At 73.8% G+C, this 25489-nt stretch carries 27 protein-coding genes; 17 read left to right on the forward strand and 10 right to left on the reverse strand.

What is annotated here, in order from left to right:
* From PKC53_RS01020 to PKC53_RS01055, 8 genes are all read left to right on the forward strand, one after another.
* The coding region (locus PKC53_RS01020) for an acyl-CoA dehydrogenase family protein (protein WP_324425390.1) at positions 1-974 on the forward strand (974 nt) is incomplete at its 5' end.
* A gap of 58 nt (positions 975-1032) precedes the next feature.
* Positions 1033-1764: a TIGR04283 family arsenosugar biosynthesis glycosyltransferase gene (locus PKC53_RS01025; RefSeq protein ID WP_324425392.1), complete on the forward strand. Its 732-nt coding sequence runs from the start codon at positions 1033-1035 to the stop codon at positions 1762-1764.
* A complete protein-coding gene (locus PKC53_RS01030; RefSeq protein WP_324425394.1) occupies positions 1761-2423 on the forward strand; it encodes a TIGR04282 family arsenosugar biosynthesis glycosyltransferase in 663 nt (220 codons plus the stop codon). Before PKC53_RS01025 ends, PKC53_RS01030 begins: the two co-directional genes overlap by 4 nt.
* On the forward strand, positions 2420-3505 hold the full coding sequence (locus tag PKC53_RS01035) for an FAD-dependent oxidoreductase (RefSeq protein ID WP_324425395.1): 1086 nt from the start codon (positions 2420-2422) through the stop codon (positions 3503-3505). Before PKC53_RS01030 ends, PKC53_RS01035 begins: the two co-directional genes overlap by 4 nt.
* 27 nt (positions 3506-3532) lie before the next feature.
* Positions 3533-4777 carry an MFS transporter gene (locus tag PKC53_RS01040; protein ID WP_324425397.1) on the forward strand — a complete coding sequence of 415 codons (1245 nt, stop codon included), beginning with the start codon at positions 3533-3535 and terminating at the stop codon, positions 4775-4777.
* Between the two features lie 132 nt (positions 4778-4909).
* Positions 4910-6337, forward strand: a complete 1428-nt coding sequence (locus tag PKC53_RS01045) for a wax ester/triacylglycerol synthase family O-acyltransferase (RefSeq protein WP_324425399.1) — start codon at positions 4910-4912, stop codon at positions 6335-6337.
* Positions 6338-6468: 131 nt separating this feature from the next.
* Positions 6469-7605 (forward strand): substrate-binding domain-containing protein, encoded by a 1137-nt coding sequence (locus PKC53_RS01050; protein ID WP_324425401.1) that lies wholly within the window; start codon positions 6469-6471, stop codon positions 7603-7605.
* 49 nt (positions 7606-7654) lie between these two features.
* Complete coding sequence (locus tag PKC53_RS01055) at positions 7655-8026, forward strand: TOBE domain-containing protein (RefSeq protein ID WP_324425403.1); 372 nt, start codon at positions 7655-7657, stop codon at positions 8024-8026.
* Here PKC53_RS01055 and PKC53_RS01060 read toward each other — a convergent pair.
* From PKC53_RS01060 to PKC53_RS01080, 5 genes are all read right to left on the reverse strand, one after another.
* Entirely contained in the window at positions 8013-8828 is an 816-nt protein-coding gene (locus PKC53_RS01060; RefSeq protein ID WP_324425405.1) for a molybdate ABC transporter substrate-binding protein, read from the reverse strand. The two genes, PKC53_RS01055 and PKC53_RS01060, sit on opposite strands and share 14 nt — an antisense overlap.
* Positions 8825-9667 (reverse strand): substrate-binding domain-containing protein, encoded by an 843-nt coding sequence (locus tag PKC53_RS01065; RefSeq protein ID WP_324425407.1) that lies wholly within the window; start codon positions 9665-9667, stop codon positions 8825-8827. Before PKC53_RS01065 ends, PKC53_RS01060 begins: the two co-directional genes overlap by 4 nt.
* Positions 9664-10356 carry an ATP-binding cassette domain-containing protein gene (locus PKC53_RS01070; protein WP_324425637.1) on the reverse strand — a complete coding sequence of 231 codons (693 nt, stop codon included), beginning with the start codon at positions 10354-10356 and terminating at the stop codon, positions 9664-9666. Before PKC53_RS01070 ends, PKC53_RS01065 begins: the two co-directional genes overlap by 4 nt.
* A gap of 65 nt (positions 10357-10421) precedes the next feature.
* The gene (locus PKC53_RS01075) at positions 10422-11132 is read right to left on the reverse strand and encodes an ABC transporter permease (RefSeq protein WP_324425409.1); all 711 of its coding nucleotides are present in this window, start codon (positions 11130-11132) and stop codon (positions 10422-10424) included.
* 111 nt (positions 11133-11243) lie between these two features.
* Positions 11244-12473, reverse strand: coding sequence for an SUMF1/EgtB/PvdO family nonheme iron enzyme (locus PKC53_RS01080; RefSeq protein WP_324425411.1), 1230 nt, complete (start codon positions 12471-12473; stop codon positions 11244-11246).
* Positions 12474-12578: 105 nt separating this feature from the next.
* On the opposite strand from PKC53_RS01080, the gene PKC53_RS01085 reads away from it, so the two are divergent.
* Both PKC53_RS01085 and PKC53_RS01090 read left to right on the forward strand, forming a co-directional pair.
* Positions 12579-13781, forward strand: a complete 1203-nt coding sequence (locus PKC53_RS01085) for an acyl-CoA dehydrogenase family protein (RefSeq protein WP_324425414.1) — start codon at positions 12579-12581, stop codon at positions 13779-13781.
* Positions 13782-13863: 82 nt separating this feature from the next.
* Positions 13864-14979: an acyl-CoA dehydrogenase family protein gene (locus tag PKC53_RS01090; RefSeq protein WP_324425416.1), complete on the forward strand. Its 1116-nt coding sequence runs from the start codon at positions 13864-13866 to the stop codon at positions 14977-14979.
* Between the two features lie 21 nt (positions 14980-15000).
* On the opposite strand, the gene PKC53_RS01095 is transcribed toward PKC53_RS01090, so the two are convergent.
* The 4 genes from PKC53_RS01095 to PKC53_RS01110 are packed head-to-tail and all read right to left on the reverse strand — an operon-like array spanning position 15001 to position 17082.
* On the reverse strand, positions 15001-15477 hold the full coding sequence (locus PKC53_RS01095; RefSeq protein ID WP_324425418.1) for a hypothetical protein: 477 nt from the start codon (positions 15475-15477) through the stop codon (positions 15001-15003).
* Positions 15474-15827 (reverse strand): hypothetical protein, encoded by a 354-nt coding sequence (locus PKC53_RS01100; protein WP_324425420.1) that lies wholly within the window; start codon positions 15825-15827, stop codon positions 15474-15476. The genes PKC53_RS01095 and PKC53_RS01100 overlap by 4 nt, the downstream gene beginning before the upstream one ends.
* Entirely contained in the window at positions 15827-16276 is a 450-nt protein-coding gene (locus tag PKC53_RS01105; protein WP_324425421.1) for a DoxX family protein, read from the reverse strand. Before PKC53_RS01105 ends, PKC53_RS01100 begins: the two co-directional genes overlap by 1 nt.
* Positions 16277-16320: 44 nt before the next feature.
* On the reverse strand, positions 16321-17082 hold the full coding sequence (locus PKC53_RS01110) for an NAD(P)-binding domain-containing protein (protein ID WP_324425424.1): 762 nt from the start codon (positions 17080-17082) through the stop codon (positions 16321-16323).
* Between PKC53_RS01110 and PKC53_RS01115 the strand changes: the two genes are divergently transcribed.
* The 4 genes from PKC53_RS01115 (at position 17081) to PKC53_RS01130 (ending at position 20786) form a co-directional block, all read left to right on the forward strand.
* Positions 17081-17980, forward strand: coding sequence for a LysR family transcriptional regulator (locus tag PKC53_RS01115; RefSeq protein ID WP_324425426.1), 900 nt, complete (start codon positions 17081-17083; stop codon positions 17978-17980). The two genes, PKC53_RS01110 and PKC53_RS01115, sit on opposite strands and share 2 nt — an antisense overlap.
* A gap of 175 nt (positions 17981-18155) precedes the next feature.
* Positions 18156-19301, forward strand: coding sequence for an HD domain-containing phosphohydrolase (locus PKC53_RS01120; protein ID WP_324425428.1), 1146 nt, complete (start codon positions 18156-18158; stop codon positions 19299-19301).
* A gap of 25 nt (positions 19302-19326) precedes the next feature.
* Positions 19327-20319 (forward strand): P1 family peptidase, encoded by a 993-nt coding sequence (locus PKC53_RS01125; RefSeq protein WP_324425430.1) that lies wholly within the window; start codon positions 19327-19329, stop codon positions 20317-20319.
* Positions 20320-20405: 86 nt separating this feature from the next.
* Positions 20406-20786 carry a pyridoxamine 5'-phosphate oxidase family protein gene (locus PKC53_RS01130; protein WP_324425432.1) on the forward strand — a complete coding sequence of 127 codons (381 nt, stop codon included), beginning with the start codon at positions 20406-20408 and terminating at the stop codon, positions 20784-20786.
* 27 nt (positions 20787-20813) lie between these two features.
* Here PKC53_RS01130 and acs read toward each other — a convergent pair whose 3' ends face one another.
* A complete protein-coding gene (acs, locus tag PKC53_RS01135) occupies positions 20814-22787 on the reverse strand; it encodes an acetate--CoA ligase (RefSeq protein WP_324425434.1) in 1974 nt (657 codons plus the stop codon).
* A 300-nt stretch (positions 22788-23087) separates the two neighbouring features.
* Between acs and PKC53_RS01140 the strand changes: the two genes are divergently transcribed.
* The 3 genes from PKC53_RS01140 to PKC53_RS01150 are packed head-to-tail and all read left to right on the forward strand — an operon-like array spanning position 23088 to position 25452.
* Positions 23088-23966 carry an ion transporter gene (locus tag PKC53_RS01140; RefSeq protein ID WP_324425436.1) on the forward strand — a complete coding sequence of 293 codons (879 nt, stop codon included), beginning with the start codon at positions 23088-23090 and terminating at the stop codon, positions 23964-23966.
* A complete protein-coding gene (locus PKC53_RS01145) occupies positions 23963-25063 on the forward strand; it encodes a calcium/sodium antiporter (protein WP_324425438.1) in 1101 nt (366 codons plus the stop codon). The genes PKC53_RS01140 and PKC53_RS01145 overlap by 4 nt, the downstream gene beginning before the upstream one ends.
* On the forward strand, positions 25060-25452 hold the full coding sequence (locus tag PKC53_RS01150; RefSeq protein WP_324425440.1) for a RidA family protein: 393 nt from the start codon (positions 25060-25062) through the stop codon (positions 25450-25452). Before PKC53_RS01145 ends, PKC53_RS01150 begins: the two co-directional genes overlap by 4 nt.
* Positions 25453-25489: the final 37 nt, after the last annotated feature.

Below are 25489 nucleotides of genomic sequence, written 5' to 3' on the forward strand. Positions count from 1 at the left end.
GCGACGCCTTCCTGGTGCTGGCGCAGGCCCCGGGCGGGCTGTCGTGCTTCCTGCTACCGCGCTGGCGGCCCGACGGCAGCAAGAACCCGATGCAGGTGCTGCGCCTGAAGCGCAAGATGGGCAACGTCTCCAACGCGTCGAGCGAGACCGAGCTGCGCGGCGCGCTGGCCTGGATGGTCGGCCCCGAGGGGCGCGGCGTGCGCACCATCATCGAGATGGTCGCGATGACGCGCTTCGACTGCATGGTCGGCTCCGCCGCCGGCCAGCGCGCGGCCGCCGTGCAGGCGCTGCATCACTGTGCCATCCGCGCCGCGTTTGGCAAGCGGCTGGTCGAGCAGCCGCTGATGCGCAACGTGCTGGCGGACCTGGCGCTGGAGAGCGAGGCGTCGCTGACGCTGGCGATGCGCGTGGCGCGCGCGCTGGACCATCGGGACGATGCCCACGAGGACGCGCTGGTGCGGTTGCTGACGGCGGTGGGCAAGTACTGGATCTGCAAGCGCACGCCGCATCACGCCTACGAGGCGATGGAGTGCATCGGCGGAAGCGGCGTGATGGAGGACAGCCCCTTCCCGCGCCTGTTCCGCGAGTCGCCGGTCAACGCGATCTGGGAGGGCAGCGGCAACGTGCAGTGCCTGGACGTGCTGCGCGCGATGGCCAAAACGCCCGACGTGGTGCAGGCCTTCTTCGCCGAGGTCGGCCGCGCGCGCGGCGGCAGCGCGGTGCTGGACCGGCATGTCGCGGCGCTGCAGGCCGAGCTGGACGACCTGCAGGACGTCGAATACCGCGCGCGCGATCTCGTCGACCGCATGGCGCTGGCGATGCAGGCGGCGCTGCTGGTGCAGCATGCGCCGGCGGCGGTGGCCGACGCGTTCTGCGCGTCGCGGCTGGCGTCCACCGGCCACCACCAGGTCGGCGCGCTGCCGCGCGGCGTGGACTGCGGCGCGATCATCGGGCGCGCGACGCCACAGGCGTGAACGCGCGCCGACCGGGCTGCGCCGGGCCGCGACAATCACCCCTGCCCGCGCCGCCACCATGCCCGACACGCCCCCGCTGCCCGCCCCTGCCGAGGTGCCGCGACCCGTCGCCGCGGGGCGCCTGAGCATCGTCGTGCCGGCACTCGACGAGGCCGCGACCATCGCCGACACGCTGGCCGCGCTGGCGCCGCTGCGCGCCGCCGGGCACGAACTGATCGTCGTCGACGGCGGCAGCCGCGACGCCACCGTCGAGCGCAGCCGCCCGCTCGCCGACCGCGTGATCGAGGCGCCGCGCGGGCGCGCGCGGCAGATGAACGCCGGCGCCGCGCTGGCGCACCATGCCCGGCTGCTGTTCCTGCACGCCGACACGCGACTGCCCGCGGGCGCCGCCGACGCCGTGCTCGCCGCGCTCGACGCCGGCGCGTCCTGGGGCCGGTTCGACGTGCACATCGACGGGCGTTCGCCGTGGCTTCGTGTCGTCGCCGCGCTGATGAACCTGCGCTCGCGCCTGACCGGCATCGCCACCGGCGACCAGGCGATGTTCGTGCGCCGCGACGCCTTCGAAGCGATCGGCGGCTTCCCCGACCAGCCGCTGATGGAGGACGTGGAGTTGTCGCGCCGGCTCAAGCGGCACACCAGACGCCCCGCCTGCCTGCGTGCCAGGGTGCGCACCTCGGGCCGGCGCTGGGACCACCACGGCGTGTTTCGCACCGTGTGGCTGATGTGGACGCTGCGCTGGCGCTACTGGCGCGGCACGCCGGCCGACGTGCTGGCGCGCGCGTACCGGTGAACGACGCGCCCGTCGCTTCGCGGGCACCCGCGGCGGCGGCCGCGCCGCGCGCACGCTGCCGCGTCGTGGTGATGGCCAAGGCGCCGCTGCCGGGGCTGGCGAAGACGCGGTTGATCCCCGCGCTGGGCGCCGACGGCGCGGCGCGGCTGGCACGCCGGATGCTCGACCACGCGCTGCACCAGGCGCTGGCCGCCGGCGTCGGCGCGGTCGAGCTGTGCGCCACGCCCGACGCTGCGCACGCGGCGTTCGACGCCTGGCGCACGCTGCCGCTGCGCTGGTCCGACCAGGGCGGCGGCGACCTCGGCCAGCGCATGCACCACGCGATCGAGCGCGCGCTGGGCGAGGCGCGCACGGCGCTGCTGATCGGCACCGACGCGCCGGCCCTCGACGCGGCCGTGCTGCGCGCCGCCGCGGGCGCGCTCGACGACCACGACGCGGTGTTCGTGCCGGCGCTGGACGGCGGCTACGCGCTGATCGGCGTGCGCCGCGCCGCGGCAACGCTGCTGCTCGGCGGCGTCGCGTGGAGCACGTCGCGGGTGATGGCCGTCACGCGCGAACGGCTGCACGCGCACGGCTGGCGGTACGCCGAGCTCGGCCCGGTCGCCGACATCGACGAGCCCGCCGACCTGCGGCACCTGCCGCCGCACTGGCGGACATGACGCGACTGCTGCTCGTCGGCGCGGGCCATGCACACGCCCAGGTGCTTCGCGACTGGGCCGCGGCGCCGCGCCCCGGCGTGCAGCTCGCGCTGGTCGGCCCGCATGCGCTGGCACCGTACTCGGGCATGGTGCCCGGCTGGCTCGCCGGCGCCTACCGCTTCGAGCAGATCGTCATCGACTTCGCCGCACTGGCGCGCGCCGCCGGTGCGGCCTTCGTCGCCGGCGAGGCCGTCGCGCTCGATGCGGCGCGACGCACGCTGACGCTGGCCGACGGCCGGGCGCTCGGCTACGACGTGCTGTCGCTGAACATCGGCTCGACGCTGCACGTGCCGGCGCTCGACGGCTGCACCGTGCTGCCGATGCGCCCGCTCGACCGGCTGCGGCAACGCTACGGGGCGGTGCTCGATGCGCTGGCTCGCGAACCGGCGCGCGGGCTGGCCGTGACCGCCGTCGGCGGCGGCGCCGCCGGCTGCGAGACGCTGCTCGCGGTGCTCGCGCGGCTGCGCGCGGCGGCGCCGCGACTGCACCTGGACGCGCGGCTCGTGGCGCGCGGCGACGCACTGCTGCCGGGGCTGGCGCGCGGCGCCGCGCGGCGCATGCAAGCGGCGCTGACCCGCGCCGGCGTCGAGGTGCACGCCGGGCGCGACTTCGACGCCACGCAAGACGCCCCGCCGGGCAGCCTCGTGCTGTGGGCCACCGGCGCGCAGGCGCACGGCTGGCCGGCACGCTCGGGGCTGGCCTGCGACGACGCCGGCTTCGTGCGCATCGATGCGTTGCTGCGCTCGCCGTCGCACCCCGAGGTGCACGCCGCGGGCGACTGCGCGGCGTGGGCCGAGCCGCTGCCGAAGGCCGGCGTGTTCGCGGTGCGCATGGGGCCGGTGCTGTCGCGCAACCTGCGCGCCGCGCTGGGCGACGGCGACGCGCTCGCATACCGCCCGCAGCGCCGCCACCTCGCGCTGCTGGCCACCGCCGACGGCCGCGCGATCGCGTCGTGGGGCCGCGCGTCGGCCGAGGGCGCCTGGGTCTGGCGCTGCAAGGACCGGATCGACCGCGGCTTCGTCGCCCGTCACGCGCCGCGCTGAGCCCGCACGTACCATCGCGCTCCCGCCATGACCACGCCCGCCCACGCCGCCGACTCGCGCTACGCCTGGATGCGCCTGGCCGTGACGCTGGCGCTGATGACCATCGGCAGCAGCGCGATGTACGTCGTCTCGGTCGTGCTGCCGGCGGTGCAGGCCGAGTTCGGCGTCGCGCGCGCCGACGCGTCGCTGCCGTACACCGCGCTGATGATCGGCTTCGGCGTCGGCGGCGTGCTGATGGGGCGGCTCGCCGACCGCCACGGCGTGATGGTGCCGCTGCTGATCGGAGCCGCCGGCGTGGGCGGTGGCTACGCCGGCGCCGGGCTGGCCGGCAGCATCGAGGCGTTCGCGCTGATGCACGGGCTGCTGCTGGGGCTGGTCGGCTGCTCGGCCACGTTCGCGCCGCTGGTGGCCGACACCTCGCTGTGGTTCGTGCGCCGGCGCGGCATCGCGGTGGCGATCTGCGCCAGCGGCAACTACCTGGCCGGCACGATCTGGCCGCCGATCGTGCAGCACTTCATCGACAGCGTCGGCTGGCGGCCGACGTACATCGGCCTGGGGCTGTTCAGCGCGGCGACGCTGCCGCTGCTGGCGCTGGCGATGCGCGCGCGGCCGCCGGCGGCGGTGGCGCCACCGCCGCGCGCCGGCGGCCCGCTGCCGTCGGCGCGCCCGTTCGGCGTGTCGCCGGGCCAGGCCCAGGCGCTGCTGTGCGTCGCCGGCGTGGCCTGCTGCGTCGCCATGTCGATGCCGCAGGTGCACATCGTCGCCTACTGCACCGACCTCGGCTACGGCGCGGCGCGCGGCGCGCAAATGCTGTCGCTGATGCTCGCGTTCGGCATCGCCAGCCGGCTGATCTCGGGCGCGATCTGCGACCGCATCGGCGGGCTGCGCACGCTGCTGCTCGGCTCGGCGCTGCAGGGGCTGGCGCTGCTGCTGTTCCTGCCGTTCGACTCGCTCGCCTCGCTGTTCGTGATCTCCGCGCTGTTCGGGCTGTTCCAGGGCGGCATCGTGCCGGCGTACGCGATCATCGTGCGCGAGCACTTCCCGCCGCGCGAGGCCGGCGCGCGCGTCGGCGCGGTGCTCACCGCGACGCTGCTCGGGATGGCGCTGGGCGGCTGGATGTCGGGCAAGGTGTTCGACCTGACCGGCAGCTACGACGCGGCCTTCGTCAACGGCGTGCTGTGGAACGCGCTGAACCTGGCGATCGTGCTGTGGTTGCTGGTGCGCCTGCGTCCGCTGGGCCCGCGCGCGGTCGGGGTGGCCGCGGCACGCTGACGCCGGCGCTTCGAAGGCGCCGCACGGCCCGCCGTGCCGTGCCGGGCTCGCCCCGGTTGATCTTCGTCAGGTCGGCGCCGGCCGCGCGGCCGCAGCATGGCGACCGGCCCCGGGCCACGCGAGAAGCAGCCGATGAAGTCCCTGAGCGGCGTCGACGCCGCGTTCCTGCACCTCGAGACGCCCGACACGCCGATGCACGTCGCGTCGTTGAGCCTGCTCGAGCGCCGGGCCGGCGACCGGCGCGACTTCGTCGCCGTCGTGCGGCGCTCGCTGGCTCGGCGACTGCACCTGGCGCCGGTGTTCACGCGCCGGCTCGCGCCGATGCCGCTGCAGTTCGCCAACCCGGTGTGGGTGCACGACGACGCGGTCGACCTGGACCACCACGTGCAGCACGTGACGCTGCCGCCGCCGGGCACGCCGCAGCAGCTCGCCGACTGCGTCGCCAGGCTGCACGGCGAGTTGCTCGACCGCCGACGCCCGCTGTGGCGGCTGCACCTGATCGACGGTCTCGCCGACGGGCAGGTCGGGTACTACTTCAAGGCGCACCACGCGGCACTCGACGGGCTCGCGGGCATCCAGCTGGCGCGCACGCTGTTCGATGTCACGCCTCGTCCGCCGCCGGTCGCGTGCGGCAGCGCCGCGGCGGCCGAACACCCCGGCACGTTCGAGCTCGCCGCCGCGGCGCTGCGCCACGACGCCGGCCAGTACGTCAAGCTGCTGCGCCACCTGCCCGACGTCGTGCGCACGCTCGGCGCGATGTTCGGCGGCCCGGCCCCGTCGGGGCGCACGCGCGCCGGCGAGAACTTCTTCTTCGGCCCGCGCACGCCGCTGAACGTGCCGATCACCGCCGAGCGCGGCTTCGCCGCGCTGTCGCTGCCGCTCGACGCGCTCAAGGCGATCGCCGTCGCGAACGACGCCAAGGTCAACGACGTCGTGCTCGCGGTGTGCAGCGGCGCGCTGCGGGGCTGGCTCGCGCACCACGGCGGCGTGCCGCGCAAGCCGCTGAGCGCGGCGATGCCGATCTCGCTGCGCGAGGCCGGCGACACCGAGTACACAACGCAGGCAACGATGCCGCTGGTCAACCTGCACACGCACCTGGCCGACCCGCTGCGCCGCCTGCGCGCGATCCGCGACTCGGCCGGCGCGATCAAGGCCGCGGTGCGCCATGCCAGGGGTATCGTGCCGATGGACTTCCCGTCGATCGGCGTGCCGTGGGTGCTGCACGGCCTGGCCGAGCTGTACGGACGCTCGCGAGCGAGTGCGCTGCTGCCCACGCTGGCCAACGTCGTGATCTCGAACATCCCCGGCCCCCAGGTGCCGCTGTACGTGTGCGGCGCACGCATGCGCAGCTACTGGCCGCTGTCGATCGTCGAGCACGGTCTGGGGCTGAACATCACCGTGATGAGCTACGCCGGCGCGATGGGTTTCGGCTTCACGACCGCGCGCGCCGCGGTGCCCGACGCGCAGCAGCTCAGCGTCGCGCTCGCCGCCGCGTTCGACGAACTGGCGGCCAAGTCGCAGCGCAGCGCCGGGCGGCAGCGCGCCGGTGGCATCGGTTGACCGTGCGGGTCCGCCGACCGGACCGCGCCGCTCGCGCTTCGGCACGCGCGGCCGCGCCGCGCTTCGGCACGCGCGGCCGCGCCGCGCTTCGGCACGCGCGGGCCGCGTCGCACGTCGGCACAATGCACGCGATGCGCGAACCTGGCGTTCACCTCGAGTACAGCTTCGAATCGCGCGGCCAGCGCGGTGCCGAGATCGACAACCCGCTGTTCGACCTGCTCGCGGCGGTGCAGGAGCACGGCTCGATCCGCCACGCGGCGAGCGCCACCGGCGCGTCGTACCGCCACGTGTGGGGCGCGCTCAAGCACTGGGAACAGGTGCTCGGCCAGCCGCTGGTGCTGTGGGCCAAGGGCCAGCGCGCGCGGCTGACGCCGTTCGCGCTGCGGCTGCTGTGGGCCGAGCGCCAGGCGCGCGTGCGCATGACGCCGCACATCGAGGCGCTGCGCGCCGAGCTCGAGCACGTTCGCGCGCTGGCGATGGACGAGCGCCGCCAGGTGCTCGAGGTGTTCGCCAGCCACGACCTGGCGCTGCCGCGCCTGCGCGACCTGGCCGCGGCGCAGGGCCTGCACCTCGGGCTGCGCTTCGCCGGCAGCGTCGACGCGCTGCGCGCGCTGGCGGCCGGGCGATGCACGGTGGCCGGTTTCCACGTGCCGGCGCTGCCGGCCGGGTCGGCGGTGTTCGCCGCCGCGCTCAAGCCGCTGCTCAAGCCGGGCCGGCACAAGCTGATCGGCTGCCTGCGGCGCACGCAGGGGCTGATGCTGCGCGCCGGGCTGGCGCCGCGGCCGGCGTCGCTGGCCGAGGTCGCCGCGCGGCGCTGGCGCTTCCTGAACCGCCAGCCGGGATCGGGCACGCGGCTGCTGATGGACCACCTGCTGGCCGAAGCCGGGATCGACGCGTCGGCGATCGCCGGCTACGCCGAGCGCCACGAGGACACGCATGTGGCGGTGGCCGCCGCGGTCGCGCACGGCGAGGCCGACGTCGGCCCCGGCGTCGAGGCCGCGGCGCGCGACGCCGGCGTCGACTTCGTGCCGCTGGCCGAAGAGGACTACTACCTGGTGTGCCTGGCCGACAGCCTCGACACGCCGGCGGTGCAGGCGCTGCGCGCGCTGCTCGCCGCGCCGGCGTGGGCGCAGGCGCTGGCCACGCTGAGCGGCTACGCGCCGTCGCCACGCGCCGGGCAGGTGCTGTCGCTGACGCGCGCGCTGCCGTGGTGGCACTTCCGCACGACGAGAACCGCGAGACTGACGGCGGCGACCGCGCGGCCGTGACCCCCGCCCGTCGCGAACTCCGACGCCGCAGCCGCTTGCCCCCGACGGCATGGCGGGTGGCGCGACCGCCGAGAGTTCCGGCCCGACCCACCGGCACAACGAAGTCATGAAGACCAGCGCACGCAACCAGCTCACAGGCACCGTCAAGGCGATCCGCGACGGTGCGGTCAACGCCGAGGTCGCGCCGTGCCTGCCCAGCGCAGCGCGCGTCGTCGCGATCGACACGCCGGCCAGCGCCGACGTGCCGGGCCTGCGCGCCGGCGCCGCTGCCGCCGCGCTTTCCAGGGCCTCGAGCGTGTGTCCGGCCACGGCCGCACGAGCCGTGGCCACGTGCGCCGTGGCCGCCCGGGCCGCGCACCGGTCGCGCGGGTGCGCGGCCGTCGCCGGCACCCAGACGCGACGGCGGTTCAGGGTGCGCTGAACCCGTAGCCCCGCAGGATCGCCTGCCCCTTCGTCCCGAGCACGAAGTCGACGAAGGCGCGCGCCGAAGCGGTCGACGGGCGCACGTTGGCGATGCCGTAGGTCGCCGACACGTTGATCGCGTCGGGCACCGGCAGCACCTGCAGCGTGGCCACCTCCCGACGCGCCTGGGTCGCGTTGGTGCAGTACGTGACAAACACGTCGGCCTGCCCCTCGGCGACCAGCATGCCGTAGACGTTGCGCCCCGCAGGCGGAGGCGGCGAGTTCGGCCCGCCGGTGAGCTGCAGCGCCTTCGCCTTCAGCGCCGCGGCCGACCCTGCCGCAGCGGCGCCGGTCGACTCGATGCGTTCGAACATCTGGAACGCGTAGTCGCCCGACGGATCGGCGCGCGGCGTCGACGTGCCCACGCGCACGTCGGCGTCGAGCAGCCGTTGCGCCAGCGACTTGCCCTGCAGCGAGAAGCCGGGCCGCGCGAGCAGGCACAGCGCGTTGCGCGTGAACGCCACGACGGCATCGGCCTTGCCGGCGGCGCGCAGCGCCTCGGGGTGCGTCATGTTCGCCGACGCGAACACCTGCGCCGGCTCGCCGGCCTCGATGCGGTCCTTGAGCAGCCCGGAGGCGCCAAAGGTCAGCCGCACCGGCGCCCCACCCTGCCGCTCGAAGGCGCGTGCCAGGTCGGTCATCGCCGCGCGCAGGCTGCCGGCGGCGTAGACCGACAACGGCGCCGGCGCGGGCGCCGTGCCCGCACAGCCCGCGACCAACGACATCGTCAACGCCGATGCCAGCGTGCGCAGCCTGTTCACTGGTTCGCGTTCGGGAAGAACAGTTGCTCGCCGCCGATCTTGTAGCCGGCGATCGCCGTCTGCCCGGCCGGCGAGACGATCCAGTCGGCGAAGGCCTGCGCGAGGTCCTTCTTCACGTGGGCGTGTCTGGCCGGGTTGACGACGATCACGCCGTACTGGTTGAACAGCCGCTTGTCGCCCTCGACGAGCACCGCGAGGTCGGCGCGGTTGCGAAAGCTCAGCCAGGTGCCGCGGTCGGCCAGCACGTAGGCATTGCTCGACGCGGCGATGTTCAGCGCCGGACCCATGCCGCAGCCGCACTCCTTGTAGCCCGCGGGCCTGGCGGCGGCGATGTCGATGCCGGCGGTCTTCCAGTAGCGCAGTTCGGCGGCGTGCGTGCCGCTCTTGTCGCCGCGCGAGACGAACGCGGCGCCCGACGTCGCGAGCTTGCCCAGCGCTGCGGTGATGTCCTTGCCGTGCGTGCGGGCGGGGTCGGAATTCGGTCCGATCAGCACGAAGTCGTTGTACATCACCGGGCGGCGCTGCAGCCCGAAGCCGTCGGCGACGAACTTCTCCTCGGCCACCTGGTCGTGCACGAAGACCACGTCGGCGTCGCCGCGGCGCGCCATGTCCAGCGCCTGCCCGGTGCCCAGCGCGACGACGCGCACGTCGATGCCGCTGGCCTGCTTGAACTGCGGCAGCAGGTGGCCGAACAGGCCCGACTGCTCGGTCGACGTGGTCGACGCGACGACGATGAATTTGTCCTGCGCGTGCGCTGGGGCCAGGCCCAGCGTCGCGACGGCGGCCAGCGCAGCCAGTGCGCCGGCGACGCGGCGGCGGGCGGTGGAGTGGAAGGTCATGGCAGTTCTCCTTGGAGGAATTGCGCCGCCTCGTGGGGCAGCGGGTCGTGGAAGAAGCTTGCGGTGGGGCGATCGACGACCAGGCGCCCCTGCTCGAGATAGATCACGCGGCTGGCCAGGCGCTTGACCTGGCCCAGGTTGTGGCTGCTCATCACCACCGTCACGCCCTCAGCGGCGAACTCGGTGATCAGCGCCTCGATGTCGTGCTTGGCGTGCGGGTCGAGGCTGGCGGTGGGTTCGTCGAGGAACAGCAGCTGCGGCTGCACCGCCCAGGCGCGCGCCAGCGCCACGCGCTGCTGCTGCCCGCCCGAGAGCACACGTGCCGGACGTTGCGCCTCGCCCTGCAGCCCGACGCGCGCCAGCGCCGCCAGCGCGCGCTCGCGGCGCCCGGCGCGCGGCACCCCGGCCAGCCACAGCGCCAGCTCGACGTTGTGGCGCACCGACAGGCGCAGCAGGAACGGGCGCTGGAACAGCATCGCCTGGCGCGGCTCGCGGCCCTGCGGCAGGCGGCGCACGCCGCCGCCCAGGTGCTCGGCGAGCTGCCCGTGCAGCAGGCGCAGCAGCGTGGTCTTGCCGCAGCCGTTGCTGCCGACCAGCGCGATGCGTTCGCCGGCGTGCACCGCCAGCGAGACCTCGTGCAGCACCGTGCGCGCGCCGAAGCGCACGCTGGCGCGATCGAGCGCGATCAGCGCGTCGCCGGCACGCGAGGCCGCCGACGGCGCCTGTGGCGGCGCGGCGACGGCCGCAGGCACGCTCACCGCGCCGCCTCCTGCCCCAGCTGCAGGCGGCGCACGCCGGCGATGCCCAGGTTGATCAGCGCGACCACGCCGAGCAGCACGATGCCCAGCGCCAGCGCCAGCGGCAGATCGCCCTTGCTGGTCTCGAGCGCGATGGTGGTGGTCATCACGCGGGTGACGCCGGCGATGTTGCCGCCGACGATCATCACCGCGCCGACCTCGCTGATCGCGCGGCCGAACGCGGTGAGCACGATGGTCAGCAGCGCGGCGCGTTCGTGCACCAGCAGCAGCGCGGCGGCGAGCATCGGCGCGGCGCCCATCGAGCGCAGCTGCTCGCCGTTGCCGTGCATCGCGTCGGCCACCAGCTGGCGCGTCAGCGCGGTGACCAGCGGCAGCACGAGCACGGTCTGCGCGACGACCATCGCCGCGGGCGTGAACAGCAGCCCGAGCTCGCCCAGCGGGCCCGAGCGAGACAGCAGCAGGTACACCGTGAGCCCGACGACCACCGGCGGCAGCGCCAGCAGCGTGTTCAGCGCCAGCACCAGCGCGCGGTGGCCGGGAAAGCGCGCCACCGCGAGCCAGGCGCCCGCGGCCAGCCCGATCAGCGCGCCGACCAGGCAGGCGCTGCCGCTGACCTGCAGCGACAGGACGACGACCTGCCACAGCGCGGCGTCGGCGCCGGCGATCAGCGCCGCCGCGGTGCTCAGGCTGTCGGCAAAGGCGCTCATCGTCCCCGGATGCGGCTGCGGCCAAAGCGGCGCATTCTGGTCGAGCGCCGCCGACGCGGCGATATGTCGTCGCTTGCATAGCCCCGGGCGCGGCGCGCGCCGCGGGCCGCCTCAGAGCGCGCAGGAGCGAAAGCCGCAGAAGCCCTGATCGCGCGTCGGCGCGGCGAAGCGCCGCGCCTTGGGATGGCGCAGCGCCGGCGCCGTGAGCCACGACGCGCCGCGCAGCACGCGCCCCCCCGCGGCAGCCACCGCCGGCACGGCCGCGCCGCCGGGGTACGGGCGCGCGCGGTCGGCGACCCACTCCCACACGTCGCCCCAGGCGAAGCCGCGGCCGGTGGCCGTCGCCGCGGCGCGCTCCCACTCGGCTTCGGTGGGCAGCCTGCGCCCGGCCCAGCGGCACCAGGCCTCGGCCTCGAAGGCGCTGACGTGGCGCGCCGGCTGCGTGGCGGCGGCGCGCACCAGCCGATCCTGTTCGCGCAGCGCGACGCCGTGGCGCAGCTGCTCGACGTAGCGCGGGCAGCGCGGCCCCGCGTGCCGCACCTGCGCCTGCAGCCAGGCCCAGCCCTCGTCGCTCCACCAGCGCCGCTGGTCGTAGCCACCGTCCTCGACGAACTCGGCGTACTGCGCCCAGCTCACCGGCTGCGCGTCGATCTCGCCCTCGGGCAGCGCCACTTCGTGCGCCCACTGCTCGAGCGCCGGCACGAAGCCGCCCGGCGCGCTGCCCAGCGTCCAGCGGCGCGCCGGCAGCACGACGCGCTCGCGCGGCGAGCGCGTCGGCAGCGGCGCACGCAGCCCCTCGGTGCCGGCCGCCGGCAGCCCCAGCGCCTGCGCCAGTTCGGCCTGGGCCTCGTGCAGCCGCAGTTCGTGCTGCAGTGCGGCGCGGAACACGAACAGCGCGTCGTCGCCGTCGTCGCGCAGCTGCGCGAGCAGATCGAGCGTGGTCTCGAAGGTCGCCATCAACCACTGGCGCAGCGCGTCGCCTTCGGGCAGGTCGAGCGACCAGCGCTCGGCACGCGTGCTGGCCTGCGGGTGCCACCAGCGGTCGGCGTCGGGCTCGATCGACGCCAGCCGGGGGCCCTGCGGGTCGGCGGCGGCGCCGCGCGCGCGCTGCACGTGGCGCGCGATCCACCAGTCCTGGAACCAGCCCGCGTGGCCGGCCAGCCACTGCGGCGGGCTGAAGCGCTCGGCGTCCTCGCAGCCGGCGGCGCGCGCGCCGTGCGACTCGAACGCAGCGAGCCACTGCAGCGTGCGGTTGCGCGCGCGCATCAGCGCCAGCGACAGCAGTTCGCGCCCGCCGTGGCGCAGCACGTCGGGGTCGTCGGCTTCGGGCACCGCGGTCATCGCTGCACGGCATTATGGGCAGCCGGCCCTTGTCGCCGCAGGGACAGGGCACGATCGAACGAGCGTGCTAAAAACGCCGACCCGAGCTTGTCGTACGGAGACCGCATGAACCTGAACTTCACCGCGGAGGAGCTCGCCTTCCGCCAGGAAATCCGGCAGTGGGTGGCCGAGAACCTGCCGCCCGACATCAGCCACAAGGTGCACCACGCGCTGCGCCTGAGCCGCGACGACCTGCAGCGCTGGGCCAGGATCCTGGGCAAGAAGGGCTGGCTCGGCTGGGGCTGGCCGAAGCAGTTCGGCGGGCCCGGCTGGAACGCGGTGCAGAAGCACCTGTTCGAGGAAGAGTGCGCGCTGGCCGGCGCGCCGCGCGTGGTGCCCTTCGGACCGGTCATGGTCGCCCCCGTCATCATGGCCTTCGGCACGCCCGAGCAGCACAAGCGCTTCCTGCCCGGCATCGCCAGCGGCGAGGTGTGGTGGAGCCAGGGCTACAGCGAGCCGGGCTCGGGGTCGGACCTGGCGAGCCTGAAGACGCGCGCCGAACGCGTCGGCGACAAGTACATCGTCAACGGCCAGAAGACCTGGACCACGCTCGGCCAGTACGGCGAGTGGATCTTCTGCCTGGTGCGCACCTCCACCGAAGGCAAGCCGCAGACCGGCATCAGCTTCCTGCTCATCGACATGAAGAGCCCGGGCATCACCGTCAAGCCGATCGTGCTGCTCGACGGCGAGCCCGAGGTCAACGAGGTGTTCTTCGACAACGTCGAGGTGCCGGCCGAGAACCTGATCGGCGAGGAGAACAAGGGCTGGACCTACGCCAAGCACCTGCTGGCACACGAGCGCACCAACATCGCCGACGTCAACCGCGCCAAGCGCGAGCTCGAGCGGCTGAAGCGCATCGCGAAGGCCGAGGGGCTCTGGGAGGACCTGCGCTTTCGCGACCAGATCGCGCTGCTCGAGGTCGACGTCGTCGCGCTCGAGATGCTGGTGCTGCGCGTGCTCTCGGCCGAGAAGAGCGGCAAGCAGAGCCTGGACATCGCGGGGTTGCTGAAGATCCGCGGCAGCGAGATCCAGCAGCGCTACACCGAGCTGATGATGCTCGCCGGCGGGCCGCTGTCGGTGCCGTTCATCCACGAGGCGATGGAGGCGGGCTGGCAGGGCGACCAGGCGCTCGGCGGCCTGTGGCCGGGCGGCGCCGCGCACTGCGCGCCGCTCGCGGCCACGTACTTCAACTACCGCAAGACGACGATCTACGGCGGCTCCAACGAGGTCCAGCGCAACATCGTCGCGCAGACCGTGCTCGGCAGCTGAGACGCGCCCCACGAAGCGCCTTCGGCTGCCGGAAGACAACGCTCTCTTGCGATGCCGCCCGGGGCGGCATGGAGACACTGACATGGACTTCGACTTCACCGACGACCAGAACGCGCTGCGCGACGCCGTGCAGCGCTGGGTGGACAAGGACTTCGGCTTCGAGCGCCGGCACGCGATCGCGAAGGCCGGCGGGCGCACGCGCGACGTCTGGGGCGAACTGGCCGCGCTCGGGCTGACCGGGCTGGCCGTGCCGCCCGAGCACGGCGGCATGGGCTTCGGCGCCGTCGAGGCGATGGTGGTCATGGAAGAACTCGGCCGCGGGCTGGTCAACGCGCCGTACGCGCAGGGGGCGCTGGTGGCGCCGTCGCTGCTGGCGCACGCCGACGACGCGACCATGGCCGCATGGCTGCCGAGGGTCGCCGACGGCTCGGCGCTGGTGGTGCTGGCGCACCAGGAGCGCGGCGCGCGCTACCGCATCGACCAGGTCGCCACGCGTGCCGTCGACGCCGGCGGCCACTGGACGCTGTCGGGCACGAAGAACGTGGTGCCCGCCGGCGACGAGGCCGACGCCTTCGTCGTGCCAGCGCACAGCGGCAGCGGCATCCACCTGTTCCTCGTCGCCCGCGACGCGCCCGGGCTGACGCGGCGCGGCTACCCGACACAGGACGGCGCGCGCGCTGCCGAGCTGACGCTGGCCGACACGCCGGCCACGCTGGTCGCGCGCGACGGCTTCGCGATGCTCGAGCGCGCGGTCGACGTCGGCATCGCCGCCGCCTGCGCCGAAGGCGTCGGGCTGATGGACCGGCTGGTGGCGATCACCGTCGAGTACATGAACACCCGCAGGCAGTTCGGCGTGCCGATCGCCAGCTTCCAGGCGCTGCGCCACCGCGTCGCCGACGTGAAGATGCAGCTCGAGCTGGCGCGCTCGATGAGCTACTTCGCCACGCTGCGGCTCGGCGACGAACCGGCGGCGCGCCGACGCGCGCTGTCGCAGGCCAAGGTGCAGCTCGGCCAGAGCATGCGCTTCGTCGGCCAGCAGTGCATCCAGCTGCACGGCGGCATCGGCGTGACCGACGAGTACGTCGCCAGCCACTACTTCAAGCGGCTGACCGTGCTCGAGATGAGCTTCGGCGACACGCTGCACCACCTCGGCGAGGTCAGCGCACGCATGGGCGACACCGCCGGCGTGTTCGCCTGACGTCCGGGCGGCTGCCGACCCTCAGCGCGGCGGGCCGCGTTCGGCGCCCTGTGCGTCGCCCGCGCTCACGCGGTCGAAGCCGAGATGGTGCATGCACTCGCGCAGGATGATCAGCGCGGCGGCGATGTCGAGGCCTCGAGGCAGCTCGGCTGCGGCGATCGGCGTGCCGAGCGTGCGCGAGGCGAGCCGCTGGAACAGCCGCTCGACGGCGTCGCGGTCGAGGCCGACGCCCGGCGCGCCGAGTCCCGGCAGCGCCAGCAACGACGCGTGCGCCGTCACGAGCCGGCTCGCGTCGGCGCCCAGCCGGCGCCACCCGGTCAACGCGTCCTCGACGAGATCGATCGCCCGTTCGAGCTCGGCCGGCGTCGGCGGGTCGTGGCGCAGCACGTCGTCGGCCAGGCCGCGCGGCCCGACCGCCAGCGTGACCGTTCGACCGTCGCCGAACTCCAGCCGTGTCGACCGCGGCTGCAGCCGCAGGTGGACCGCCGGCGCGGTCATGGCCGGGGCCACGCCGGGTGGGCGGCCACGCGCCGCACGACCCGCGCCTCGATGCCAGGGCCGAAGCCGCGCGGGTCGGGCCGGCGCACGCTGGCGGCCCCGGCCACCGGATCGAGTTCGGCGAGCGTGTCGCCGCACATGGGCCGGCTCGCGGTGCCGGCGGCAACGACCGGGCGCACCCGGGGCGCGGACCCGCCGAAGTCGGGCAGATCGGTGCCGCGGTGGTCGCGGAACCCGGCCAGGCTGCGCGTCAGGCGGCCCGGCGCCGTCGAAACCGCCCCGGCCTGTCCGGGCGCGGGCGCGAACGTTGGCGCGCCTTGCGACCCGAACCGTCCGGGCAGGCGTGCCATCACTGCACCCCGCGTGCAGCCAGCGCCCCGTCCGCGGCGGCGCGACCGCCGCCGGTGAACAGCAGCGACACCGACGCCGCGAACAGCGCGAGGGCGTATTCGTAGCCGCCCTTGTCGACGAAGAAGCCCTGGCCGACGTGAACGCCGAAGATCGCGACCAGCATCGCGAACGCCAGCCCTGCGGCGGCCGGTCGCACCAGCAGGCCGAGCACCAGCGCGAGGCCGCCGAAGAACTCGACCGCGCCGGCCAGCAGCGCCATCAGGTAGCCCGGGTTCAGCCCGATCGAGCCGAAGAACTGGCCGGTGCCTTCGAGGCCGTAGCCGCCGAACCAGCCGAACAGCTTCTGCGCGCCGTGCGCGGCGAAGATGATGCCCATTGGCACGCGCAGTGCGAGGGCGCCCCAGCCGGCGTCGGTGGCCAGCATGCGATTGACGAAGGATTGGCTCATCGAAGTCTCCGAAGGTTGCGGTCGTTGAGTGGCGTCAGAGGGGTTCATGCCTTGCGGATCCACACCGGCGCGATGCCGGTGCCCAGACCGGCGCCATAGCCGAGGTAGATGTTCAGACCGGCCACCGGCTCGAGGTAGCGCGCGTTCTTCAGCGGTCCGGCGTCGACCACGCCGAAGCCGATGCTCTCGGCGATGACACGCGCGGTGTGCTTCGCGCGCTCGCTGTCGCCGGCGACGAACACGTCGACCCTGCGGCCATCGCCGAAGTCGGCGCCTTCGGCGAGCACCTGGGCGAACACGGTGTTGAACGCCTTGACGACCTCGGCGCCGGGCACCGCCTTGGCGATCTCCTCGGCCGCCGACGTGTCGTGCCCGATCGTCAGGCCCATGTAGTCGACCGTCAGCGGATTGGTGATGTCGACGACGACCGTGCCCGTCACGTCGCCGACGCTGCGCAGCGCGTCGACCGCATCGCCGTAACCGGTGGCGAGCACGACGGCGTCGGCGCCGTCGGCGGCACCGGCGACGGGCACGGCCCGCGCGCCGGCGTGCGCCGCGGCAACCTGCGCGGCCTTGGCGGCGTCGCGCGCCGTGACGCTGACCTGATGGCCGGCGCGGGTGAGTTGCTTGACGAAGGCTGCGCCCATGTTGCCGGCGCCGATGACGGTGATCTTCATGAAGGGGGTCTCCTGGGGTTGAATGCAGCACGGTGGCTGCGATGGCTGAACTCTAGGTGTCCTGACTTGTGAGATAAATATGCATTTCTGATACTTTTTATCCCACGAATTGGGACAATCGACCGTCATGGACCGATTCACCGAAATGCAGGCCTTTGCCGCCGTCGTCGATGCGGGCAGCTTCGTGCGTGCCGCCGATGCACTGCAGGTGTCGAAGACCGCCGTCTCGCGGCTCGTCGGTGACCTCGAGGCGCGGCTCGGCGTGCGCTTGCTGCACCGCACGACGCGCAGGCTGTCGCTGACCGTGGAAGGCGAGGTGTTCCACGCGCGATGCAAGGAGCTGCTGGCCGACGTCGAGGAGGCCGAGGCCGAGGTGACGGCGCGCGCCGACGAGGCCGTCGGGCTGCTGCGGCTGAACGTGCCGGTCAGCTTCGGACTGCTGCACCTGGCACCGCTGTGGCCGGCATTCCTGCAGCAGCACCCCAAGGTGACGCTGGACGTGACGCTGGCGGACCGCATCGTCGACCTGGTCGAAGAGGGCTACGACCTGGCAGTGCGCATCGCGCGCCTGCCCGCGTCGTCGCTGGTCAGCCGCAAACTCGGTTCGACCCGGCTGGTGCTGTGCGCGTCGCCCGAGTACCTGCGGCGCCACGGCACGCCTTCGCACCCCGACCAGATCGCGCAGCACACCGTGTTCGCCTACACGCTGCTGGCCTCGGGCGACACCTGGAACTTCGAGGGCCCGCAGGGCCCGGTCAGCGTGAAGGTGACACCGCGCATGCGCAGCAACAGCGGCGACACCTGCTGCGCCGCGGCGCTGCAGCACCAGGGCATCGTGCTGCAGCCGTCCTTCATGGTCGGCGCGCACCTGCGCTCGGGCGCCCTGGTCGAGGTGCTGCCCGACCACCGCTCGATCGAGCTGGGCGTGTACGCGGTCTACGCGAGCCGCAAGCACCTCACGCCGAAGGTGCGCGTGCTGATCGACTACCTCGCCGAGGCGTTTCGCACTCGCGCCTGGGTCGCCTGAAGCCGCCACGCGCCCGCGAAAGAGCGCTGCGTCCTGCGCGGCGTTCTTGCGGCCGGCGCCGACCTGGCCAGGCGCTGCGGGAGCCGCTGGCGCGCGTGACCGACCCGCGAGCCGGCGCGCCGCCGCACAATCGGCACGGCCCGGTACCCGCCCCATGCGGTGTGCCGCACCCCCGATGCCGAGCACCGACCCTCCCCGCGAACGTGTCCCGATCGACGAGCTGCGCGACCTGATCCGCCTCGGCGAGCCGCTGCCGTTTCGCCTGCTCGACGCCTCCGAGCGGCTGCTGCTCGGCGCGGGCCAGGTGGTGGCCAGCGAGCGCCAGTTCGAGCAGCTGCACGAGCGCGGCGCGTGGGCCGAGCGCGATCGTGTTCAGGCGGCGCGCGCTGCGGCGGCGCCCGAGCCGCCACGCGTGCCCACGCTGTTCGACCGCTGGGAGGCGTTGGTGTGGGACGTCGACGCGCTGCTGCAGCGACTGGCCCAGGGCGGCGCCGGCGGATCCGACGTCGTGGCCCTGGCGGCGCGCACGCGGACGCTGCTCGACCGCGACCCCGACGTGGCGCTGTTCCTCGCGGTGCGCCAGGACGACCGCCGCTTCGCGCTGTACGCGCTGACCCACGCGGTGCACACGGCAACGATCGTGTCGCTGGCCGCGCGCCAGCTCGGCTGGGACGCCACGCGCGTGCAGTCGCTGGCCTGCGCCGCACTGACGATGAACGCGGCCGTCCAGCGCCTGCAGGGGCAGCTCGCCGAGCAGCAGGACCCGCCCACCCTGCGGCAGCGCGAGGCCATCGCGCAGCATCCTGCGGCCTCGGCGCAGCTGTTGCGTGCGGCCGGCGTCGACGACGAGCACTGGCTCGCCGCCGTCGAGCAGCACCACGAGCAGCCCGGCGGCGGCGGCTATCCGAAGGGGCTCGTGACCCCCGACGAGACGGCGCAGCTGCTGCGGCTGGCCGACATGCTGATGGCCAAGCTCACGCCGCGCGCGCACCGCGCGGCGCTCGAGCCGCGTCTGGCGATGCGCGACGTCTACCTCGCCGACCCCGACAAGCGCCTGGCCGCGGCGCTGGTGCGCGTGCTCGGCGTGCACCCGCCGGGCAGCATCGTGCAGCTGGCCGGCGGCGAGGTCGGCGTCGTCATCCGCCGCGCCGCGGACGGCCGCGGGCCCTGGGTGCGCGTGCTCGCCGGCGGCGCCGCGCTGCGCGAGGTCGACACGGCGGCGCCCGGGCAGGCCATCGCGCAGGGCGCGCCGATGCCCGCCGGCGTGTCGCGCATCTACGCGGAGCAGGTCTACGGGCTGATCGCGGCCGACCCGGACTGACCCACGGGGCACCGATAATGCCCCGATGCCCTCGCCTGCCGCGCGCCAGGACGCGATCACCGACGTCGCCGGACTGAAGGTCGGCCACTTCACCCACCCGCGACGCGCCACCGGCTGCAGCGTCGTGCTGTGCGAGGCCGGCGCGACCTGCGGCGTCGACGTGCGCGGCGCCGCGCCGGGCACGCGCGAGACCGACCTGCTGCGCCCCGACGCGATGGTCGAGCAGGTGCACGCGGTGCTGCTGACCGGCGGCAGCGCCTACGGGCTCGACGCGGCCGGCGGCGTGATGCGCTGGCTCGACGAGCACGGCCACGGCCTGCCGGTGGGCCCGGCGCGCGTGCCGATCGTGCCCGCGGCGGTGCTGTTCGACCTGTGGCTGGGCGACGCGCGCATCCGCCCCGACGCCGACGCCGGCTATGCCGCGTGCAGCCACGCCGCTGCGCAGGCCCCGGCGCAGGGCAACGTCGGCGCCGGCGCCGGCGCGACGGTGGGCAAGCTGTGGGGCATCGCGCGTGCGATGAAAGGCGGCATCGGCACCGCATCGATCAGCGCGGCCGGCTTCACGGTCGGTGCGCTGGTGGCCGTCAACGCGCTCGGCGACGTGATCGACCCGGCCACCGGCGAACCGGTGGCCGGCGCACGCAGCGCCGACGGGCGCCACCTGCTGCGCAGCGCCGCGGCGCTGCAGCGCGGCGAGCTGCCCGAGTCGCCGCGCCCCGGGCTGGCGACGACGATCGGCGTCGTCGCCACCGATGCGCAGCTGACCAAGGCGCAGGCGCACCGCATGGCGACGATGGCCCACGACGGGCTGGCGCGCTGCATCAACCCCTGCCACACGCTGACCGACGGCGACACGCTGTTCGCGCTGGCCACCGGTGCGGCCGGCCGGCCCGGGCCCATGACGCTGCTCGGCACGCTCGCCGCCGAGGCGGTGACGCAGGCGGTGCTCGGCGCGGTGCGCCACGCCGTCGGGCTGCCGGGGCTGCCGGCGGCGCGCGACCTCGGCACACCGCTGTAGCCGGCGCGATCGGCGCGACCCCGACCAGGTCAAGGACGCAAGGGGCGCACACGGGTAACGTCGCCGCTTCTCCAGGGAGGACGTTCATGGCCAGCATCGAAGGCGTGTGCCGCGAGGTCTGCGACGCGACCGAGTACGTGACCATCGTGACGAACGGGCCCGACGGCCCGCACCTCGCCGGCCACTGGGGGAGCTACATGCGCATCGTCGAGCCCGGCGAGACGGTGGTGTTCCCGGTGGGCCGTTTCCAGCGCACCGAGCAGAACCTGCGCGCGAACGGGCGCATCCAGCTGATGGTCGCGTCGCGCAAGGTGCAGGGCACGCGCAGCCCGGGCCAGGGCTGCGTGATCGACGGCACCGGCGAGGTCGTCGCGTCGGGAGAGTACGTCGACCTGGTGCGCGAGAAGTTCCCGTGGGCGCGCGGCGCGCTGGTGGTGCAGGTCGCGTCGGTGTCAACGCAGCTCTGAGCCGCGGGCCGCGCCGCGCCCCCCCGATCAGTTGGTCTGCGCCAACTGCTCGAGAATGGCCGGATTCTCCAGCGTCGAGGTGTCCTGCGTGATCGTCTCGCCCTTGGCGATCGAGCGCAGCAGGCGGCGCATGATCTTGCCGCTGCGTGTCTTCGGCAGGTTGTCGCCGAAGCGGATGTCCTTCGGCTTGGCGATCGGGCCGATCTCGCGCGCCACCCAGTTGCGCAGCTCGTTGGCGATCTTCTTCGCCTCCTCGCCGGTGGGCCGCGGGCGCTTGAGCACGACGAAGGCGCAGATCGCCTCGCCGGTGGTGTCGTCGGGGCGGCCGACCACGGCGGCCTCGGCCACCAGCTCGGTGCAGCTGACCAGCGCCGACTCGATCTCCATCGTGCCCATGCGGTGGCCCGACACGTTGAGCACGTCGTCGATGCGCCCGGTGATCGTGAAGTAGCCGGTGGTCGCGTCGCGCGTCGCGCCGTCGCCGGCGAGGTAGTACTGGCCCTTGAAGTCGTCGGGCCAGTAGCTCTTCTTGTAGCGCTCGGCGTCGCCCCAGATGGTGCGGATCATGCCCGGCCACGGCTTGCGCACCACCAGGATGCCGCCCTGCCCGTTCGGCACCTCCTTGCCGGTTTCGTCGACCACCGCCGCGTCGATGCCCGGGAACGGCAGCGTGCACGAACCCGGCACCAGCGGGGTGGCGCCCGGCAGCGGCGTGATCATGTGGCCGCCGGTCTCGGTCTGCCACCAGGTGTCGACGACCGGGCAGCGCCCGCCGCCGACGTTGGCGTGGTACCACTCCCAGGCGGCGGGGTTGATCGGCTCGCCGACGCTGCCCAGGATGCGCAGGCTCGTCAGGTCGTAGCGCTTCGGGTGCACCGCCTCGTTGCCCTCGGCGGCCTTGATCAGCGAGCGGATCGCCGTCGGCGCGGTGTAGAACACCGTCACCTTGTGGTCCTGGATCATCTTCCAGAACCGGCCGGCGTCGGGCCAGGTCGGCACGCCCTCGAACACGATCTCGGTGCCGCCCAGCGCCAGCGGGCCGTAGGTGATGTAGGTGTGGCCGGTGACCCAGCCGATGTCGGCGGTGCACCAGAACACGTCGTCGTCCTTCAGGTCGAAGGTCCACTTCGTCGTCAGCGCCGCGTGCAGCAGGTAGCCGCCGGTGCTGTGCTGCACGCCCTTGGGCTTGCCGGTCGAGCCCGACGTGTACAGCAGGAACAGCGGGTGCTCGGCCTCGACCCACTCGGGCTCGCACTGCTCGCTGGCCGCGGCCAGCAGCTCGTGCAGCCACAGGTCGCGCCCGTCCTTCCAGGCGACGTTGCCGCCGGTGCGCCGGTAGACGATCACGTCGCGGATCGTGTCGCAGCCGCCCATGGCGAGCGCCTCGTCGACGATGGCCTTCAGCGGCAGCGCCTTGCCGCCGCGCTTCTGCTCGTCGGCGGTGATCACCATCACCGCGCCGGCGTCCTGGACGCGGTCGCGCAGCGCCTGCGCCGAGAAGCCGCCGAACACCACCGAGTGCGTCGCGCCGATGCGAGCGCAGGCCTGCATCGCGGCCACGCCCTCGACCGACATCGGCAGGTAGATCACGACGCGGTCGCCCTTCTTCACGCCGCGCGACTTCAGCGCGTTGGCGAAGCGGCCGACCAGCGCGAGCAACTCGCGGTAGCTGACGCGGCGCACAGCGCCGTCGTCGGCCTCGAAGATGATCGCGGTGCGCTCGCCCAGGCCGCGCTCGACGTTGCGGTCCAGGCAGTTGTAGGAGACGTTCAGCCGGCCGTCGGCGAACCACTTGAAGAACGGGCGCTGGCTCGCGTCGAGTACCTGGGTGAACGGCTGCTTCCAGCTCAGCAGCTCGCGCGCCTGCGCGGCCCAGAAGCCCTCGTAGTCGGCCTCGGCCTGCTGCACCAGCTTGCGGTAGGCGTCCATGCCGCTGACGTAGGCTCCCTTGACCAGGGCGGCCGGCGGATCGTAGAGCTTGGTGTTGGCGCTGTCGCTCATCGCTGTCTCCAGGGTTGCCGTTGAAGCCTTGCCACCGTTGCGGTGGACCGCGGGGACTGTCGCCGCCACGGCTGACGAAGCCCTTACTCTACGTGGGCCGGCGCCGGCGTCCATCGGGGCTTGGCCCCAGCGGGCGATCGCCCCCCCTACGGCGTCCCTCGACATCCCTCGACGTCCCTCGACGACGATCGCGGCAGGCCGCCCCCGCCGGCCGTCCGGGTCGGCCGCAAGCCCGGCCCCGCCTTGGCACAATCGTGCCGCCCGCGGCGCCGCTGCGGATCCCTTCGACGAACGCCCGCCGTGAGCACCGTCCCCACCGTCCCCACCGTCCCCACCGTCGCCTCCCCCCTGCGCCGACGCCTCGGCGCCTGGCTCGCCCGCGCCGGCGTGCAGCGGGCGATCCTCGCACTGATCATCGTCAACGCGGTGATCCTGGGGCTGGAGACCTCGCCGGCGCTGATGGCGTCGCACGGACCACTGCTCGTGGCGCTGGACCAGGCGATCCTCGCGGTGTTCGTCGCCGAGATCGCCGCGCGCCTGTTCGTGCACCGCGCGGCGTTCTTCCGCGACCCGTGGAGCGTGTTCGACTTCGCCGTCGTCGCGATCGCGCTGGTGCCGGCCAGCGGGCCGTTCGCGGTGCTGCGCGCGCTGCGCGTGCTGCGGGTGCTGCGGGTGCTGACGATCGTGCCGTCGATGCGTCGCGTCGTCGGCGGTCTGCTCGCGGCGATCCCGGGGCTCGGCTCGATCGCGGCCGTGCTGGCGCTGATCTTCTACGTGTTCGCGGTGATCGCGACCAAGCTGTTCGGCGCGTCGTTCCCCGACTGGTTCGGCACGATCGGCCGGTCGCTGTACACGCTGTTCCAGGTGATGACGCTCGAGAGCTGGTCGATGGGCATCTCGCGGCCGGTCATGGAGGTCCACCCGCACGCGTGGTTGTTCTTCATCCCGTTCATCCTGATCGCGACGTTCACGATGCTCAACCTGTTCATCGGCATCATCGTCAGCGCGATGCAGAGCTTCACCGAGGACGAGAAGGCGACGACGATCGCCGTCGTCGGCCAGGCGCGCGAACACATCGAGGCCGACCTGCACGGCGAAGTGCGCGCCCTGCGCGGCGAGATCGCGGAACTGCGGGCGCTGCTGCGTGAACGCCTCGCCGACGCCGGGAGCGCGCGGTGACCCACGTGCTGATGTTCGCCGGCGGCCTGGTCGCGCTGGTGCTCGGCGCCAACGCGCTGGTGCGCGGCGCCTCGAAGCTGGCGCTGTCGTTCGGCATCTCGCCGCTGGTCGTCGGGCTGACGATCGTCGCCTTCGGCACGAGCGCGCCGGAGATGGCGGTGTCGGTGGGCGCGGCGATCGACGGGCAGACCGACATCGCGGTGGGCAACGTGGTGGGCAGCAACATCTTCAACGTGCTGTTCATCCTCGGCGCCAGCGCGGTGATCGCGCCGCTGGTCGTGCACGTGCAGTTGATCCGCCAGGAGGTGCCGATCATGATCGGCGCGTCGCTGGTGCTGCTGGTGCTGGTGCTCGACGGCCGGCTGTCGATGGTCGAAGGCGCGTTGCTGTCCGCGCTGCTGATCGCCTACACGGTGTTCCTGATCGTGCAGTCGCGGCGCGAGTCGCAGGCCGCGACCGGCGAGTTCGACCACGAACTCCAGCCGCCGGCGGCCGGCGCCTGGGACGCACGCTGGCCGGTGCAGGTCGCGCTGGTCGTCGTCGGGCTGGTGCTGCTGGTGCTGGGCTCGGACTGGCTGGTCGGCGCCGCGGTGGCCTTCGCGGGCGCGCTGGGCGTCAGCGACGTCGTGATCGGGCTGACGATCGTCGCCGCCGGCACCTCGCTGCCCGAGGTGGCCGCGTCGCTGACCGCTGCGGTGAAGGGCGAGCGCGACATCGCGGTCGGCAACGTCGTCGGCAGCAACGTGTTCAACCTGCTCGGCTGCCTGGGGCTGGCCGCGCTGGCCTCGGGCGGCGGGCTGGGCATGGCGGCGTCGGTGCTGAACTTCGACATCTGGGTCATGCTCGCCGTCATGCTGGCGTGCCTGCCGATCTTCCTGACCGGGCGCGAGATCGCGCGCTGGGAAGGCGCGCTGTTCCTCGCCTACTACGCCGCCTACGTCGGTTACCTGCTGCTGGCCGCGCAGCAGCACGACGCGCTGGGCGCCTACTCGACGGCAATGCTCAGCTTCGTGATCCCGCTGACCATCGTCACGCTGGTCGTCGCGACGATGCTGCGCGCCAAGCCCCGGGCCGACGCGGCGCCACCGCCGCGATGACGCCACGCCGCCGCATCGGTTCCGGCTCGACCTTCGAGCGCGACATCGGCTACTCGCGCGCCGTCGCGGTCGGCGAGTGGGTGTTCGTCTCGGGCACCACCGGCTTCGACTACGCGACGATGACCATCGACGACGACGTCGTCGCGCAGGCCGCGCAGTGCATCCGCAACATCGACGCGGCGCTGCGCGAAAGCGGCTGCACGCTGGCCGACGTCGTGCGCGTGCGCTACCTGCTGCCGAACGCCGACGACTTCCCCGCGTGCTGGCCGGTGTTGCGCGAGGCCTTCGGCGAAGCCCGGCCGGCGGCGACGATGATGGCCGTCGGGCTGGCCGACCGGCGCATGAAGATCGAGATCGAGGTCACCGCGCTGCGCACGCCGCCGGGCTAGACTGCGCGACCGAGGGACGCGGCGGCGCCCGGGTGCG

Origin of the sequence: Azohydromonas sp., from assembly GCF_035325925.1 — a bacterium.
GTDB lineage: Bacteria > Pseudomonadota > Gammaproteobacteria > Burkholderiales > Burkholderiaceae_C > Calidifontimicrobium.